Origin of the sequence: Sphingomonas kyungheensis, from assembly GCF_037120395.1 — a bacterium.
Taxonomy (GTDB): Bacteria; Pseudomonadota; Alphaproteobacteria; order Sphingomonadales; family Sphingomonadaceae; genus Sphingomonas; species Sphingomonas kyungheensis.
In genome coordinates this window covers 654,466-669,291 of record NZ_JBBBDM010000001.1, presented here as the reverse complement: position 1 = coordinate 669,291, position 14,826 = coordinate 654,466, and the positions used below count along the sequence as shown (strand labels likewise).

The following is a 14,826-nucleotide window of genomic DNA, read 5'->3' as shown; positions in this document are numbered from 1 at the left end:
TGCGAATCTATAGCAGATTGGAGGGCAAGATACTAGCTCCCCGACGCTCGCTCGCGACCGAGCCAGGCGGCGAACGCGGTGGCGCCGAGCACGGCGATACCGGTGCGCGCCTGGCCGCGCTTGCGGATCAGGCGCAGGCCGAGCGTCGCCGCCGCGCTGGTCACCAGCCCCGCCTTGCCGATGCCGGCGACCTGCCCGGCGCGGGCCATCGCCCGGCTCGCGCCGAACTCCTCCGCCGCGCTGACGGGTGCCGCCGCCGCATTCTCGTGGCGTTCGCCCCGCTTGGCACCGTCACCGGCGACATGGTCGGCGACCCAGGAGCCACGCGTACCGATTGGCTGCGGCGTGCCGGTGGTGGTATCGGCGGCAACCTGATGCTCGAATTCGGCGTTGAGCTCGGCGCCGACGATCAGAATGAAGGCGGACAGATACATCCAGGTCAGCATCACGACGACCGCGCTGAGCGAGCCGTAGGTCGCATTATAGTTGCCGAAATTCGCGACGTAGAGGCCGAAGCCGAGGCTGAGCAGCAGCCAGCCCGCCGCGCTGAACAGCGACCCGGGAGTCAGCCAGCGCCAGCGCGCCTGCGTCCGCGACGGCCCGAACCGGTAGAGCGCCGCCGCCGCCGACGAGCCGGCGAGCAGCAGCAGCAGATAGGAAGCGAGCTTGCCACCGACGAGCACCACGCCCGGCGCGCCGGGCAGCAGCGCCTCGAGCTTGGCGAGCGCGGCGATCGCCAGTGCGGCGACCAACGCCACCACCACCGAAGCGGCGGTGATGCCGAGCGCGAGCAGATTGACCTTGATCAGCCCGCGCTTTTCCTCCTCCTCATAAGCGATGTTGAGCGCGGTGATCACCGCCCCCGCGCCGTTGCGCGCGCCGAACAGTGCCAGCGCCAGCGCGATCAACAGGCCGAAGCCCTTCTTGCCGTCGGAGGATTGCACGACGCTGAGCAATTGCTCGCCGACCAGCCGGGCGGCATCCGCCGGCATCACCGCGGCGAGCCGGTTGACGTCGTCGATCACCGTCTGCGTATCGGCGATCAGGCCATAGCTCAGCACCGTGACGCCGAGCAGCGGCACCAGCGCAAGGAAGCCGTAGAAGGCGACCCCCGCTGCGATCAACCCGACATTGTCGCGGCCGGTTTCGTCCCAGGTGCGCTTGAGCACCGCCTTCCAGCCCCCGGCCGGCAGGGACCAGGGGCTGAGCGCCCGTTGCTGGCGGTTGTCCATGCTTTATTCCCCCGGTGTCCGATCGGCGCTCAGGCCGTACCAGGGTCGAACCGGCCGCGCCGCGCACGGTTCCGTTACGATGTCCTGCCGAAGCCCGAGGGCCTCCCCCGCGATGATTCGGCTCGACCTGCGACGCCTTGCCGGCCTGACGATCGGATATGGCCGTGATGATGCTGCACGAGAGGGCGTCCGGCTCGGACGCCCGCGGGCTGGCCGGCGCAATCGCCATGAGGTCGCGGATCGCCTACAAAGGCGACCACCCGGCACGGCTGATAGGGTGGGGAGCTTCTGTTGCCCGGTGCTCCCCGTACCGCTGGATTCCCCTTCTGTTGCCCGGTGGGGTCCAACCGCGCTATTTTGGAGTAACCTTAGGCCGTGAGGCCCTCAGTTACGCCGCAATCGCGAGTGCTTCGTTATCGTTGGCACTTGTGTAATGGGCCGTTGCGGTGGTCCCATTCCGAGCGAAAGACAGCGCCCTTCAACACACGTCGATCCTAGTTCGGCCCCGTCATCGCGGCTGATCGCTCAACTGCGGTGGTGGAGCCGCCGGGTACTGCCCCCGGGTCCGCTGCGTCTATTCAACGCCACCGTTTATCGCCATAGCCGGCTGGAAGCCGGCAACCGTCATATAGGTGCAACGCGTCGCCGCCGCAATCCGCGCCTTTCACTCGCCACATTATCACGCCATAGGGCGCGCATCATGTTGACCCAGCGTTCCCGCTACGCGTTGCGCGCGATGCTGTTCCTCGCCCAGGCGCCGGTGGCGAGCCCGCCGATTCCGATGGGCCGGATCGCGATCGCTGCCAACGTCCCGCGCAAATTCCTCGAACTGATCCTCGCCGACCTGCGCGATGCCGGGCTGCTCACCAGCACGCGCGGCAAGATGGGCGGCTATGTCCTGTCCCGTCCCGCGCAGTTGATTTCGCTCGGCGAGGTGATCCGCGTCATCGAAGGGCCGCTCGCGCTCGTCCCCTGCGTCAGCCGCACCGCCTATCGGCCGTGCAAGGATTGCGTCAGCGAGGCGGATTGCGCGATCCGCCATGCGATGATGCGCGTCCGTGACGAAACCGCACGCATCCTCGACGGCACCAGCCTCGCCGACGCGACCGCCGAGCACCTCGTCGCGGCCTGACCGCGCCTCAGACGCGCGGCCGTGCCTTCAGCTCGTCGCGGATCTCGCGCAGCAGCGTGACATCGGCGGGCTCGGCCGGCGCCGGCGCGGCAGGCTTGGGGATCAGCCGGTTCACCGCCCGGACGATCAGGAAGATGATGAAGGCGACGATCAGGAAATTCGCCGCCTGGGTGATGAACGCGCCATAGCCGAGCAGCGGCACGCCCGCCTTCTTGAGCGCGGCATAGTCGCTGAGCGATCCGGCGTAATTCGCCGGTACCGGCCCCATGCGAAGGAAATATCCGGAAAAGTCGAGTCCACCGAAAATCTTGCCGATCACCGGCATGATCACGTCCTCGGTCAGCGAGGTGACGATCCGGCCGAACGCCGCGCCGATGATCACCGCCACCGCCAGATCGAGCACGTTGCCGCGCGCGATGAACGTCTTGAACTCCTTGAGCATGATCCCGCGTCCCTCGTTAGCCATCCCAGAGGGAGCGAGACTAGGCGGCGATTTCCCCTTCGCCAAGCCCGTCCGCTGTCCTATATGCCTAGCACAGATACTTGAGGAGGATGTTCATGTCGTCGCTTCGACCCGTTGCCGCTTTCGCCCTGGCCGCCACCGCCTCGGTGTCGCTGGCCGGCTGCGGCATCAACTCGGTGCCGACGGCGGAGGAAAACGCCAAGGCGCGCTGGGCCGATGTCCAGAACCAATATCAGCGCCGCGCCGATCTGATCCCGAACCTCGTCGCCACGGTCAAGGCGGCCGGCGCGCAGGAGAAGGATATCCTGGTCCAGGTGACCCAGGCGCGCGCCAGCGCCAATCAGGTCAAACTGTCGGGCGATCAGCTGACCGATCCCGCCAAGGTGCAGCAGTTCGAACGCGCGCAGAACAACGTGACGATGTCGTTGCAGCGGCTGCAGGAAGCCTATCCCGAGCTCAAGTCGCAGGGCAATTACACCACGCTGATGAGCCAGCTCGAAGGTACCGAGAACCGCATCACCATCGCGCGGCAGGATTACAACAATGCGGTGCAGGCCTATAACACGCGCATCCGCACCTTCCCCGATGCGGTCGGCGCGAAGATCTTCTACGGTGCCAAGCCGCTGACGCCGTTCGCCGCGACCGCGCCGAATGCCCAGAACGCGCCCACCGTCAACTTCGGGAATGCGAGCTGAGGGTGCCCGCCCCCCTCGCCCGGACCGCGACGCTGTGGCGGGCAGCGCTGCTGATGCTGCTGGCGTGGCTGATCGTCACGCCGGCGGCGGCGCAGACCTTCCCCAAGTTCACCGGCCTCGTCGTCGACGCCGCCGACGTGCTGCCGCCCGATCGGGAAGCGGCGCTGACCGCCAAGCTGGAGGCGTTGCAGAAGCAGACGCACCGGCAGCTGGTGGTCGCGACGATCCCGGACCTTCAGGGGTATCCGATAGCGGATTACGGCTATCGACTGGGGCGGAATTGGGGGGTTGGTCTTCGCGACGTCAACAATGGTGCGATTCTGATCGTGGCACCGAACGGCGCCGCCGGGCAACGGGGCGTGCGGGTTGAAGTCGGCCGAGGAATGGAGCCGATCATCACCGACGCTCTAAGCAGTGTCATCATCAACCAGACTATGATCCCCAAACTTCGGGCCGGCGACATTCCCGGAGCGATCAGCGCAGGCGTCGACGAGCTTGCGCGTCAAATGCAGGCAAGTCCCGAAGAGGCCCGGTCGAGACTCGACGCCTCGGCCAAGCAATATGATGCCACGCATCGGCGTAGCCGCACCAGCCAGAGCGGCGGCGGCGTGCCGTTCGGCGTGATCATCTGGGGAATCATTCTGCTGTTCGTGCTGGTGCCACTGTTGCGCGGCCGGAAACGTGCCGGCCCGTGGGGCCGACGCTATGACCATGATGGCGGCAGTGCGCTGCCGATCGTGCTGTGGGGTCTCGCTAATGAGATCGGCCGTTCGTCGCAGGGCGGTGGCTGGAGCAGCGGCGGTGGCGGCGGATCAGGCGGCGACGGCGACGGCAGCTGGGGCGGCGGCGGCTTCACCGGCGGCGGCGGCGGCGATTTCGGCGGCGGCGGCGCGTCTGGGAGTTGGTAGGATGGAACTGACCGACGATGATCGCGCGCGCGTCGCCACCGCCGTGGCGCTGGCCGAACGCAGCACCGCCGGCGAGATCGTCACGATCGTCGCGCGGCGCAGCGACAAATATCATGACGTCGCCCTGCACTGGGCGGTGCTCGCCATGCTGCTCGTGCTGGCGCTGCTCGCGCTGGACCCGACTGCGGCGGTGTGGCTGCATGGGCTGGTCGCCGACCCGTGGGAGGGCGTACCGAGCGCGGGGAGCCTGTTCACCGTCGCGCTGGTGCTGCTCGCCGTCACCTTCCTCGTCGTGCGGCTCGTGCTCGCCTGGATGCCGCTGCGGCTGGCGCTGACGCCGGGCAGCACCGCGGCGCGCCGCGTCCACGAGCGCGCGCGCATGCTGTTCCGCACCGCCGCCGAGGCCCGCACGCTCGAGGCGACGGGCGTGCTCGTCTACCTCTCGCTCGACGAACATCGCGCCGAGATCATCGCCGATCATTCCATTCACAAGCGCGTCGCGCCCGACGTGTGGGGCGCCGCGATGGCGGCACTGATCGCGGCGACGCGCGACGGCCGCCCCGGCGACGGCATGGCCGAGGCGGTGCGCCAGATCGGCCTCGTCCTCGCCGAGCAATTCCCGCCGCGCGCCGACGACACCAACGAACTGCCGGACCGATTGATCGAGCTATGACCACCGATACCACCGTCTGGACGGGCAAATATCTCTCGGTCAAAAAGGCCGGGACCTGGGAATATGCCGAGCGCGTCGGCGCGATCGCCGCGGCGGTGATCGTCGCGATCGACGGTGACGGACAAGTGCTGCTCGTCGAACAGCATCGCGTGCCGCTCGGGCGGACTTGCCTCGAACTGCCCGCCGGACTGGTCGGCGACGAGAGCGCGGGCGAAAGCGTCGCCGACGCGGCCCGGCGCGAGCTCGAGGAGGAGACCGGCTATCACGCCGCCGTCGTCGAGGAACGCGGTGAATTCTACTCGTCGCCGGGGATGACGTCGGAAAGCTTCACCTTGGTGCTGGCGACCGGACTGACCCGCACCGGTGACGGCGGCGGCGATGCGCAGGAGAATATCACCGTCCACCGGGTCGCGCCGGAATCGGTGGCGGGTTTCGTCGCGGCGAAACGGCGCGAGGGCGTCGCGATCGACGCGAAGATGCTGCTGCTGCTCGGCAGCGGGCTGATGGATGAGGTGATCGGGCGGTAGCGCGGGGATGGCGCGCATGGCGCCAGTCTTCATGAATACGGCCGAAAGCGGGAACTCTGCCTAGGTCGTTCTGGCAAGCGACCCGAGATACCCATGCCGGCGAGACCTTTGCGAAGTCTCATAGTTGGCCGGAGACGCGTCGTCATCCCGGACGCGTTCCGAGGTCCACCGTGCCGCGAAATATCCGGCCTACGCTCGTGCGGGACCGCGGATGCCGGACCACGTCCGGCAGGACGGCGAAGGTTTGCAGAGGTTCCGCAAGAGCGGGGATCACCGGGCAGGCAGAGCAACGGCTCTTTGTTCCTGGAACCCTGGGCTCCTGCCTGCGCAGAAGTACGGGAGCGGCCGTTATCCGCCGGCTTGCGCGCCCAACCTTACCGGAAATTGTCCGCGTAGGCCTGCAGCTTCAGCTTGCGCTCCGGCGCCGGGATCAGCTCGTAGTCGAAGCCCTGCGCCTCGCAATAGGCGATCGCCGCCTCCTGCGTCGGGAAGCTCAGCCGTACCTGCTCGCGCGTGTCGCCGCTGCCGGCCCAGCCGGTGAGCGGATCGGGACGCTTGGGTTCGGCGGGCTCGAATTCGAGGCTCCACGTCATCGTCCGGGCTTTACCGGACTGCATCGCATTCTTGGGGCGCTGGAAGATACGGGCGGTAGGCATGGCGGTTCCTTAGCGTGTCCCGAGGCTGCGTGCATCCGCCTTTTTGGTGCGCAGCGTCGCCGCCGCCGCGGCGGGATCGTCGGGCCAGGGATGTTTGGGGTAGCGACCGCGCATCTCCTTGGCGACGGCGTTCCAGCTGCCCGCCCAGAAGCCGGGCAGATCGCGCGTCGTCTGGATCGGCCGGCCGGCGGGCGAGGTCAGGCTGAGCACCAGCGGCACGCGCTGCGACCCGATGCTCGGATGCTCGGCCAGACCGAACAGCGCCTGGACGCGCAGCTCGACCTTCGGCCCGCCCTCCGCCGCATAGTCGATGGCGTGCGTGCTGCCCGCCGGGCTGGTGAAATCGGCGGGGGCGAGCCGGTCGACCTGCCGCATCCCGTCCCAGCCGATCAGGGCACGCAGCGCATCGGTCAGCGCGCCGCCGGGAATGGCATCGAGCCGGCGACGGCCGACGAGCAGCGGCGGCAGCCATTCGTCGAGCCGCTCGACGAGCAACGCGTCGATGTCGATGCCGGCATAACGCGCGCGCGCCTTGAGCGCCTCGCCGCCCTCGCGCCACGGCAGCAGGTCGAGCCCATGCGTCCGCACCCCGTCGAGCAGCGCATCGGCGATCGCGGCGGGATCGGCCTGCGAATCGGGTCCGGACGACAGTCGCAGCGCGCCGAGCCGTCGCTCGCGCAGCGTCGTCACGCCGCCGGTCGCGGGATCGAAGTCGACGGTGCGCCGCGTCTCGATCCGCGCGCCGAACAATCGCTCGATCGTCGCCAGCGTGATCGGCGCCGCCGCGAGGATGCGCGCGCCCGAGGCGGCGCCCTGCGTCTCCGCCACCGCCAGCCAGGCGTGCCGCGCCAGCGCGCTGGTCGGATCGAGGCGGAAGCCGCGCCCGCCGGCCGACGCCCAATGTTCGCCGCTCGCGTCGCGGGCGCGGGCAATCCGGTCGGGAAAGGCAAGCGCGATCGGCACCTCGATCGCCTCGTCGCTGCCCTCGCCCCCGCCGACCAGCTTCGCCCAGCGCGTGGCGAGCTGGCGCGCCGCCTGCGCCTTGGTGCCGCGCTCGCCCCGCCAGCGGCGCAGTCGCGATTCGAGATCGGCGTCGCTGCCGCCAAGTCCGCGCTCGCTGAGCAGCACCGCGACCTCGGCGGCAATCCGCCCCTGCCCCATGTCACCGGCGCGCAGCAGCATATGCGCGAGCCGTGGCGGCATCGGCAGCGTGGCGATGCGGCGGCCATGTGCGGTCGGGCGGCCATCGGCGTCGATCGCCTCCAGCGCGGTCAGCCGCTCGCGCGCCTCCGCCACCGCAGCGGCGGGCGGCGGATCGAGGAAGGCGAGATCGCGCGGATCATTGACGCCCCACAAGGCCGCGGCGAGCACCAGCCCCGACAGATCGGCCTCCAGGATCTCCGGCGGATCGAAGCGCGGCAGGCCGCCCGTCCCCGCCTCTTCCCACAGACGATAGGCGACGCCGGGGCCGAGCCGCGCGGCGCGACCGGCACGCTGCGTCACCGCCGCCTGACTGGCGCGCTCGGTGACGAGCCGGGTCATCCCCGCCGCGCGGTCGTAACGCGGCCGGCGGGCCAGCCCCGAATCGACGACGATGCGGATGCCGTCGAGCGTCAGGCTGGTCTCGGCGATCGAGGTGGCGAGCACCAGCTTGCGCCGGCCGTCGGGTTCGGGCCGGATCGCGGCCCGCTGCGCGGCGGGATCGAGGCTGCCGTGCAACTGATGCAGGACGATGGCGTCGGGCAGGTCGGCGAGTCGCTCGGCGGTGCGCTCGATCTCGGCGACGCCGGGCAGGAAGGCGAGCAGCCCGCCCTCCGCCTCGGCGAGCGCGCGGCGGATCGCCGAGGCCATCACGTCCTCGATCCGTGCGTCGCCGCTGCGGCCGAGATGGCGGAGGGCGAGCGGATGGCTGCGCCCTTCGCTCTCGATCACCGGCGCATCGCCGAGCAACGCCGCGAAGCGGGCGCCATCGAGCGTCGCCGACATCGCGACGATGCGCAGATCGGGACGCAGCGCCGCCTGCGCATCGAGCGCGAGCGCGAGGCCGAAGTCGCCGTCGAGGCTGCGCTCGTGCACCTCGTCGAACAGCACCGCGGCGACGCCGGCGAGTTCGGGATCGGCCTGGATGCGCGCGACGAAGATGCCCTCGGTCACCACGGTCACCCGCGTCGCCGTCGAGCGGCGGCTGTCCATCCGCGTCGCATAGCCATAGGTGCCGCCGACCGCCTCTCCGGCAAGCGCCGCCATCCGCTCCGCCGCGGCGCGCGCGGCGAGCCGGCGCGGCGACAGCAGCAGGATCTCGCCGTCGCACCACGGCTCGGCGAGCAGCGCGGGCGCCACCGCCGTCGTCTTGCCCGCGCCGGGCGGCGCGACCAGCACGGCGTTGGCGCCGGCCCGCAGCGCGGCAAGCAGATCGGGCAGGACGGCGAGGATCGGCAGGTCGGTCACGATCGCGCCGCCATGGCATGGATCGCCCCGCGACGCGACATCCGCCATCTGCTACGGCCGGGACGCAAGCATGAAGGAGATGGTTATGGGTCTGTTGGACGGCATCCTCGGCCAGGTGGCCGGCAATCCGGAAATCGCCAATCTCGCCGAACGCATCGGCCTGTCGCCCGAACAGGTGACGGCGGCGATCGCGGCGCTCGGCGCGGCGCATACCCAGCCCGGCGACACCGTCGCGGGCGCGGCGGATTCGACCGGCCTGTCGCCGGACGTCCTGCAGCAGATCCTGACGCATCTCGGGGGCGAAGGCGCGCTCGGTCGCCTCGGCGCGTTGCTCGGCGGGGCAGAAGGCGCCGATGGCTCGGGCGGCCTCGGCAGCATGCTCGGCGGGCTGTTCGGCAAGGCCTGATCCCGGCGTCACGCCGGAATGGCGATCGCGCGCGTCCTAGTATCTCCTGCCCGCGCGATGGTAAGCAGCCGCGGGCAGCGAGGCACGATCATTGAGCGGACATGCGCACGACCATTCGCACGGTCATCATCACGGACACGACCATAAGGGCCATAGCCACGGGCATGGCCACGGCCACAGCCACGCGCCGGCATCGTTCGACCGCGCCTTCGCGATCGGCATCGCGCTCAACATCGCCTATGTCGTCGCCGAAAGCGGCGCGGGCCTGTGGACCGGATCGGTCGCGCTGCTCGCCGATGCCGGGCACAATCTGTCCGACGTGCTCGGCCTCGCCGTCGCCTGGGGCGGCGCGGCGCTGGCGCGGAGCGCGCCGACCAAGCGCTTCACCTACGGGCTGAAGGGATCGACGATCCTCGCCGCGCTCGCCAATGCGGTGTTCCTGCTCGTCGCGCTCGGCGCGATCGTCACCGAGGCGGTGCAGCGGCTCGGCAATCCGCCGGCGGTGACCGGGCTTACCATCTCGCTGGTCGCGGGAATCGGCATTGCGATCAACGCCTTCACCGCGTGGCTGTTCGCGCGCGGGCGCAAGGGCGACATCAATATCCGCGGCGCCTATCTGCATATGCTGAGCGATGCCCTGGTCTCGGCAGGCGTGGTCGTGGCCGGCATCGCGATCTGGGCGACGGGGTTCGGCTGGATCGATCCGCTGGTCAGCCTCGTCATCGCCGCGCTGATCTTCTGGCAGACCTGGGGCCTGTTGCGCGAGACGGTCGAGATGTCGCTCGCCGCGGTGCCGCGCGCGATCGACTATGACGCAGTGACCGAGGCGCTGGAGGCGCTGCCCGGCGTGGCGCGGGTGCACGATCTGCACATCTGGCCGATGTCGACCACCGAACCGGTGCTGACCGCGCATCTGGTGATGCCGGAGGGGCATCCGGGCGACGGCTTCCTCGTCGCGGCGCGCACGATGCTGCGGGAGCGATTCGCGATCGGGCATGCGACATTGCAGGTGGAGATGGGCGGCGAGTGCGCGGCGTGCTGAGGGGGTGACAGACGCCTCCGACGTCATCATCCCCGCGGCGGCAAAACCTCTGCAAAAATCCTTGCGCCGCCCTCACCCCGGAGCTGTTCCGGGCCAATATACCGCAAAACGAACGGCTTATGCTCCTGCGGAGCCGTGGATGCCGGAGCAAGTCCAGCGTGACGGAAGGGAGAGCGCCCTCCCTTCAATAGGCCCGCGCCACCGCGAATTCGACCGCTTCGATCATCGCGTCCTTCGCCTTGCTGTTGGCGAAGCTGCCGATCGCGTCGATCGCGCGCTGGCCGTAGTGGCGGGCACGCGCCAGCGTATCGTCGACCGAGCGGGTGCGGCGGACCAGATCTATCGCCCGCGCGAAATCCTCGTCCGACTGGCGCCGGCCCTCGATCGCGTCCTTCCAGAACTTGCGGTCGTCGGCATCGCCGCGGGCATAAGCGAGGATCACCGGCAGCGTCATCTTGCCTTCGCGGAAGTCGTCGCCGGCGTCCTTGCCCATCGTTCCGGCGTCCGACACGTAATCGATCGCGTCGTCGACGAGCTGGAAGGCGATGCCGAGATTGCGGCCATAAGCGTCGAGCGCCAGTTCCTCGCCTTCGGGTCGTTCGGCGACCACCGCGGCGATGCGGCAGGCCGCGGCGAACAGCGCCGCGGTCTTGGCGTTGATGATGTCGAGATAGCGATCCTCGCCCAAGTCGACGCGCCGCGCCGCGGTGAGCTGGTTGACCTCGCCCTCGGCGATCACCGCGCTGGCGTTCGACAGGATCTTCAGGACCTTGAGGCTGCCGTCCTCGACCATCAGCTCGAAGCTGCGGCTGAACAGGAAGTCGCCGACCAGCACGCTCGCCGGATTGCCCCAGATGATGTTGGCGGTACGCTTGCCGCGGCGCAGGTCGGAGCCGTCGACCACGTCGTCGTGCAACAACGTCGCGGTGTGGATGAATTCGACCGAGGCGGCGAGCCGGTGGTGGCGCGTGCCGGTATAACCGATCAGCCGCGCGCTGCTCAGCGTCAGCATCGGTCGCATCCGCTTGCCGCCGCCGGCGATCAGATGGCCGGCAAGTTCCGGTATCAGCGGAATTTGCGACTGCATGCGATCGAGGATCACCGTGTTGACGGCGTTCATGTCCCCGGCGACGAGCTGGAGCAGGGGCTCGAGCGACGGCGTGCGGTTGTCGAGGCGGTGGATGGTGGCGGTCATCTCGCCCCGCGCTCTGCCGGGTGCGCGAGGCGAACGCAAGCCTTGCTCGCAGACGCAACACATACCATGGAGGCGACGGGCCGACCGGAGGAGCCAGGCGTGAGCGACGACGTGTTGCAGGGGTATCGCAAGAGCATCGATAATATCGACGCGGCGCTCGTCCATCTGCTCGCCGAGCGGTTCAAGGTGACGCAGGCGGTCGGCCGCCACAAGGCGACGAGCGGCCTGCCCGCCGCCGATCCCGGCCGTGAGGAGCGGCAGATCGCCCGGCTGCGCCGGCTCGCCGAAGAGGCGGAGCTCGACCCCGAGTTCAGCGAGAAGTTCCTGCGCTTCATCATCGACGAGGTGATCCGCCACCACCAGCAACTGGCCGGCTGAGCGCACCACGATCCCGTGCCAGCCCTGTCCAATCCTCTCCGCCCCTTGCCGGGCCGCGCCCCCTGCCCCCGCCCCGGTCCCGCCGGGAGCCGCGGCTGATGGCGGGCGTGTTCATCGCGGTCGAAGGCGTCGACGGGTCCGGCAAGACCGGCGTCGTCCGCCGGCTCGTCGCCGGATTGCAGGCGCGCGGCCATGACGTGGTCGGCACGCGCGAACCGGGCGGCACGCCGCAGGGGGAGGCGCTGCGCAGCCTGCTGCTCGCCGGCGAGGACGCGACCTGGGATCCGCGCGCGGAGCTGCTGCTGATGACCGCGGCGCGCGTCCAGCATGTCGCGCGCGTCGTGCTGCCCGCGGTCAGCGCCGGACGCGTCGTCGTCTCGGATCGCTACGTCGGCTCGACGCTCGCCTATCAGGGCGCGGGACGCGGCATGTCGGAGGCGCTGATCCGCGACCTCCATGCCGCGGTCACCGACGATCTCTGGCCCGACCTGACACTGGTGCTCGACGTCGATCCGACGATCGGCCTGACGCGCAGCCGCAAGCGCCTGAGCGACGGGGCGATCGACGAAGGGCGGTTCGAAAGCCTCGACCTCGCCTTCCATCAGCGCATCCGCGAGGCGTTCCTTGCCCAGGCGAACGCCGCGCCCGATCGCCATGCGGTGATCGACGCGAGCGGCGCGCCCGGCGCGGTCCAGGCGCAGGCGCTCGCCGCCGCCGAACGCTTTCTCGCGCGCGCCGGCTAGCGGCCGGTCCAGGCGCCCGGACGCTTCTCGACGAAGGCGGCCATGCCTTCCTGCTTGTCGGCGGTGGCGAACAGGGCGTGGAACAGCCGCCGTTCGAACTGGACGCCCTGCGCCAGCGTCGTCTCGAACGCGGCGTTAACCATCTCCTTGTTGGCGAGCACCGCGAGCGGCGCCATCGCCGCGATCGTCGCGGCGGTCTTCACCGCCTCCTCGACCAGATCGGCGGCGGGAACGATGCGGCTGACCAGCCCGGCGCGCTCCGCCTCGGCGGCGTCCATCATCCGGCCGGTCAGGCACATTTCCATCGCCTTGGCCTTGCCGACCGCGCGCGCCAGCCGTTGCGACCCACCCATGCCGGGGCTGACCGCGAGCTTGATCTCGGGCTGGCCGAATTTGGCGGTCTCCGCGGCGAGGATGAAATCGCACATCATCGCCAGCTCGCAGCCGCCGCCGAGCGCATAGCCGGCGACCGCGGCGATGATCGGCTTGCGCGTCGCGGTGAGCCGTTCGTAGCCCGAAAAGTGGTTGCGGCCATAGACGGCGGCGAAGTCGAGCGGCTGCATCTCCTTGATGTCCGCCCCCGCGGCAAAGGCCTTGGCGCTGCCGGTGAGCACCGCGCAGCCCTGCCCGTCGTCGGCGTCGAAGTCGGCGAGCGCGGCGAGCAGATCGTCCAGTACCCGTGCGTTAAGCGCATTGAGCGCCTCCGGCCGGTTGAGCGTGATCAGCGTGACGCGCTCGCGCCGTTCGACGAGGATGGTGGCATAGTCGGACATCGGGCTCTCCTTTTGCCGCGCGTCTTGGCGCGTGACCGCGGCAACGTCCATCCCGAACGGTCAGAAGCGGAAGCTCAGCCAGCCGGCCATGAAGTCGGAACTCTTGAACCCGGCCTTGCTCAGCGACGGGCCGGCGGCGAGATGCTCGTAGCGGCCGGTGAATGACAGCCGCGGGCTGATCGCCCAGATCGCCTGCAGGCGCATGACGTCGCCGATCTTGGCATCGCCGATGCGCTGCGTCCCCGCGAACGGCTGGCCGTTGGCGCGATAGACCGCGTCGGTGACGCTGTCGCGCCAGGCGAGCTGATATTCGGCGGTGACGCGCACCCGTTTGAGCGGCGAGACGGTGACGTTCGGCGCGACCGCGATCAGGTTCGATGCGGTGAGGAACAAGCCATAGCTGTAATAGATGTTGTTGCCGAAGGGCGCATAGGCGTCGCGCAGCTTGCCGTTGCCATAGCCGCCACCGCCGCTCGCATAATCGAAGTGGATGCCGATGCGCGGCGCGGTCGCTGGCTTGCCGAGGCGATAGGTCTGCGCGAGGAAGATCTGCCAGGCGTCGATATCCTGATCGATATAGCGGCCGGACTGGTGGTTGACCGTCCAGTCGATCGTCAACGGCCCGGCATCGCCATAAAGACGCGTCCCGGCGTAATAACGCGTCGCCGGCCCGATCCGCCCGCCCCACGCGCCGACGCTGTTGCGCCGCCGCCAGAAGAACGGATCGACATAGAGTTTCGAGCCGCCGAACCAGTGCGTCGGCGCGGCAAAGCCGAAGGTCACGCCGGAGAAGCGCCGGGCGGGATCGCTGATGTCGTCCTCCGCGCCGAGATCGCCATATTGCGTCGGCTTGAGGTCGAACAGGTCGACGCGCACGCGGCGGCCGCGGGCCCAGGCACGGATGCCGTTGAGCGTGTAGCGGATCGTATTGTTGTCGCGCTGCGAGACGAGCAGATTGGCGCCGTCGGTGAATTCCTGCCGCCCGTAGCGCGCGCCGATCGCGACACCGGAAACCTCGGCATCCCCCTCGACGAACGCCTGCTGGACGACGAGGTCGTTGCGCAACGTCGCGGCGGGCACGCCGAGTTCGACGCCGGAGATGCCGCCATGTGCGATCTCGGCAAAGGCGCGGAAATGCGGACCGACGTGGAGATCGGCACCTCCCACCAGCCGGTTGATGTCCTGCCGCTGCGCGCGCGAATCGCGCAGATTGGGGTTGGTGGTGTGGTTCACCCGCAGCCGCGCCTCGCCCGACAGCGTCAGATAGACGTCGCCATCGGCATCGATCGGCAGGAATTTGAGCCGGTCGAGGATATCATGGCGCTTGGCCGGATCGCGATAGCTGCTCCAATCCTCCGCCCAGCGCGACAGGTTGAAGCCGTTGGTGGTGGCGCCGTCGCCGGCCGCGGCCGAAGGGTAGCTGGTGACGGTCGGCGTCGCCGGATTGCGCGTCTGCCCCGCTTCGCTCGGCGGGACGTTGGTCTGGGCGATCGCGCCGGTCGCGAGGACGAGCGAGGCGGTGGCGCCGGCGAGGGCGCAGCTGCGGTAGATCATG

The 14,826-nt window shown here is 69.5% G+C and carries 16 protein-coding genes and 1 other RNA gene; 9 read left to right on the top strand and 8 right to left on the bottom strand.

Annotated features, from left to right (window positions below; translation table 11 throughout):
- Positions 1 to 32: 32 nt before the first annotated feature.
- Both V8201_RS03105 and ssrA read right to left on the bottom strand, forming a co-directional pair.
- Complete coding sequence (locus tag V8201_RS03105) at positions 33 to 1,232, bottom strand: YihY/virulence factor BrkB family protein (RefSeq protein WP_336544451.1); 1,200 nt, start codon at positions 1,230 to 1,232, stop codon at positions 33 to 35.
- A gap of 314 nt (positions 1,233 to 1,546) precedes the next feature.
- Positions 1,547 to 1,890, bottom strand: a transfer-messenger RNA (tmRNA) gene (gene ssrA, locus V8201_RS03100).
- Positions 1,891 to 1,932: 42 nt separating this feature from the next.
- Between ssrA and V8201_RS03095 the strand changes: the two genes are divergently transcribed.
- Positions 1,933 to 2,364: an RrF2 family transcriptional regulator gene (locus V8201_RS03095; RefSeq protein WP_037532698.1), complete on the top strand. Its 432-nt coding sequence runs from the start codon at positions 1,933 to 1,935 to the stop codon at positions 2,362 to 2,364.
- Positions 2,365 to 2,371: 7 nt separating this feature from the next.
- Here the strand turns inward: V8201_RS03095 and mscL are convergent, their stop codons facing one another.
- On the bottom strand, positions 2,372 to 2,806 hold the full coding sequence (gene mscL / locus V8201_RS03090) for a large conductance mechanosensitive channel protein MscL (protein WP_037532696.1): 435 nt from the start codon (positions 2,804 to 2,806) through the stop codon (positions 2,372 to 2,374).
- A 110-nt stretch (positions 2,807 to 2,916) separates the two neighbouring features.
- Here mscL and V8201_RS03085 point away from each other — a divergent pair, with 110 nt between their 5' ends.
- The 4 genes from V8201_RS03085 to V8201_RS03070 are packed head-to-tail and all read left to right on the top strand — an operon-like array spanning position 2,917 to position 5,630.
- Positions 2,917 to 3,522, top strand: coding sequence for a LemA family protein (locus tag V8201_RS03085; RefSeq protein WP_037532693.1), 606 nt, complete (start codon positions 2,917 to 2,919; stop codon positions 3,520 to 3,522).
- A 53-nt stretch (positions 3,523 to 3,575) separates the two neighbouring features.
- Entirely contained in the window at positions 3,576 to 4,430 is an 855-nt protein-coding gene (locus tag V8201_RS03080; RefSeq protein ID WP_336544450.1) for a TPM domain-containing protein, read from the top strand.
- Position 4,431: 1 nt separating this feature from the next.
- Entirely contained in the window at positions 4,432 to 5,103 is a 672-nt protein-coding gene (locus V8201_RS03075; protein WP_336544449.1) for a TPM domain-containing protein, read from the top strand.
- Complete coding sequence (locus V8201_RS03070; RefSeq protein WP_336544448.1) at positions 5,100 to 5,630, top strand: NUDIX hydrolase; 531 nt, start codon at positions 5,100 to 5,102, stop codon at positions 5,628 to 5,630. Before V8201_RS03075 ends, V8201_RS03070 begins: the two co-directional genes overlap by 4 nt.
- 374 nt (positions 5,631 to 6,004) lie before the next feature.
- Here the strand turns inward: V8201_RS03070 and V8201_RS03065 are convergent, their stop codons facing one another.
- Together V8201_RS03065 and hrpB are read right to left on the bottom strand one after the other, a co-directional pair.
- Positions 6,005 to 6,286, bottom strand: coding sequence for an ETC complex I subunit (locus V8201_RS03065; RefSeq protein WP_037532684.1), 282 nt, complete (start codon positions 6,284 to 6,286; stop codon positions 6,005 to 6,007).
- A gap of 9 nt (positions 6,287 to 6,295) precedes the next feature.
- Entirely contained in the window at positions 6,296 to 8,782 is a 2,487-nt protein-coding gene (gene hrpB, locus V8201_RS03060) for an ATP-dependent helicase HrpB (RefSeq protein ID WP_336544447.1), read from the bottom strand.
- Positions 8,783 to 8,819: 37 nt separating this feature from the next.
- On the opposite strand from hrpB, the gene V8201_RS03055 reads away from it, so the two are divergent.
- A complete protein-coding gene (locus tag V8201_RS03055; RefSeq protein ID WP_336544446.1) occupies positions 8,820 to 9,140 on the top strand; it encodes a hypothetical protein in 321 nt (106 codons plus the stop codon).
- Between the two features lie 91 nt (positions 9,141 to 9,231).
- Positions 9,232 to 10,182 (top strand): cation diffusion facilitator family transporter, encoded by a 951-nt coding sequence (locus V8201_RS03050; protein WP_336544445.1) that lies wholly within the window; start codon positions 9,232 to 9,234, stop codon positions 10,180 to 10,182.
- A 184-nt stretch (positions 10,183 to 10,366) separates the two neighbouring features.
- Here V8201_RS03050 and V8201_RS03045 read toward each other — a convergent pair whose 3' ends face one another.
- Positions 10,367 to 11,377 (bottom strand): polyprenyl synthetase family protein, encoded by a 1,011-nt coding sequence (locus tag V8201_RS03045; protein ID WP_037532676.1) that lies wholly within the window; start codon positions 11,375 to 11,377, stop codon positions 10,367 to 10,369.
- Between the two features lie 99 nt (positions 11,378 to 11,476).
- Here V8201_RS03045 and V8201_RS03040 point away from each other — a divergent pair, with 99 nt between their 5' ends.
- Positions 11,477 to 11,755 (top strand): chorismate mutase, encoded by a 279-nt coding sequence (locus V8201_RS03040; protein ID WP_037532673.1) that lies wholly within the window; start codon positions 11,477 to 11,479, stop codon positions 11,753 to 11,755.
- Between the two features lie 98 nt (positions 11,756 to 11,853).
- Positions 11,854 to 12,498, top strand: coding sequence for a dTMP kinase (gene tmk / locus V8201_RS03035; RefSeq protein ID WP_336544444.1), 645 nt, complete (start codon positions 11,854 to 11,856; stop codon positions 12,496 to 12,498).
- On the opposite strand, the gene V8201_RS03030 is transcribed toward tmk, so the two are convergent.
- Positions 12,495 to 13,271: an enoyl-CoA hydratase gene (locus tag V8201_RS03030; protein ID WP_037533202.1), complete on the bottom strand. Its 777-nt coding sequence runs from the start codon at positions 13,269 to 13,271 to the stop codon at positions 12,495 to 12,497. The genes tmk and V8201_RS03030 overlap by 4 nt on opposite strands.
- 60 nt (positions 13,272 to 13,331) lie before the next feature.
- On the bottom strand, positions 13,332 to 14,825 hold the full coding sequence (locus tag V8201_RS03025) for an alginate export family protein (RefSeq protein WP_336544443.1): 1,494 nt from the start codon (positions 14,823 to 14,825) through the stop codon (positions 13,332 to 13,334).
- Position 14,826: the final 1 nt, after the last annotated feature.

Excerpts from the sequence above, each read along its gene's own strand:
- hrpB (WP_336544447.1), bottom strand. The coding sequence starts at position 8,782 with ATGGCGGATGTCGCGTCGCGGGGCGATCCATGCCATGGCGGCGCGATC.
- V8201_RS03105 (WP_336544451.1), bottom strand. The coding sequence starts at position 1,232 with ATGGACAACCGCCAGCAACGGGCGCTCAGCCCCTGGTCCCTGCCGGCC.
- mscL (WP_037532696.1), bottom strand. The coding sequence starts at position 2,806 with ATGCTCAAGGAGTTCAAGACGTTCATCGCGCGCGGCAACGTGCTCGAT.
- V8201_RS03045 (WP_037532676.1), bottom strand. The coding sequence starts at position 11,377 with ATGACCGCCACCATCCACCGCCTCGACAACCGCACGCCGTCGCTCGAG.
- V8201_RS03025 (WP_336544443.1), bottom strand. The coding sequence starts at position 14,825 with ATGATCTACCGCAGCTGCGCCCTCGCCGGCGCCACCGCCTCGCTCGTC.
- V8201_RS03030 (WP_037533202.1), bottom strand. The coding sequence starts at position 13,271 with ATGTCCGACTATGCCACCATCCTCGTCGAACGGCGCGAGCGCGTCACG.
- V8201_RS03085 (WP_037532693.1), top strand. The coding sequence starts at position 2,917 with ATGTTCATGTCGTCGCTTCGACCCGTTGCCGCTTTCGCCCTGGCCGCC.
- V8201_RS03080 (WP_336544450.1), top strand. The coding sequence starts at position 3,576 with ATGCTGCTGGCGTGGCTGATCGTCACGCCGGCGGCGGCGCAGACCTTC.
- V8201_RS03070 (WP_336544448.1), top strand. The coding sequence starts at position 5,100 with ATGACCACCGATACCACCGTCTGGACGGGCAAATATCTCTCGGTCAAA.
- V8201_RS03075 (WP_336544449.1), top strand. The coding sequence starts at position 4,432 with ATGGAACTGACCGACGATGATCGCGCGCGCGTCGCCACCGCCGTGGCG.
- V8201_RS03065 (WP_037532684.1), bottom strand. The coding sequence starts at position 6,286 with ATGCCTACCGCCCGTATCTTCCAGCGCCCCAAGAATGCGATGCAGTCC.
- V8201_RS03095 (WP_037532698.1), top strand. The coding sequence starts at position 1,933 with ATGTTGACCCAGCGTTCCCGCTACGCGTTGCGCGCGATGCTGTTCCTC.
- V8201_RS03055 (WP_336544446.1), top strand. The coding sequence starts at position 8,820 with ATGGGTCTGTTGGACGGCATCCTCGGCCAGGTGGCCGGCAATCCGGAA.
- tmk (WP_336544444.1), top strand. The coding sequence starts at position 11,854 with ATGGCGGGCGTGTTCATCGCGGTCGAAGGCGTCGACGGGTCCGGCAAG.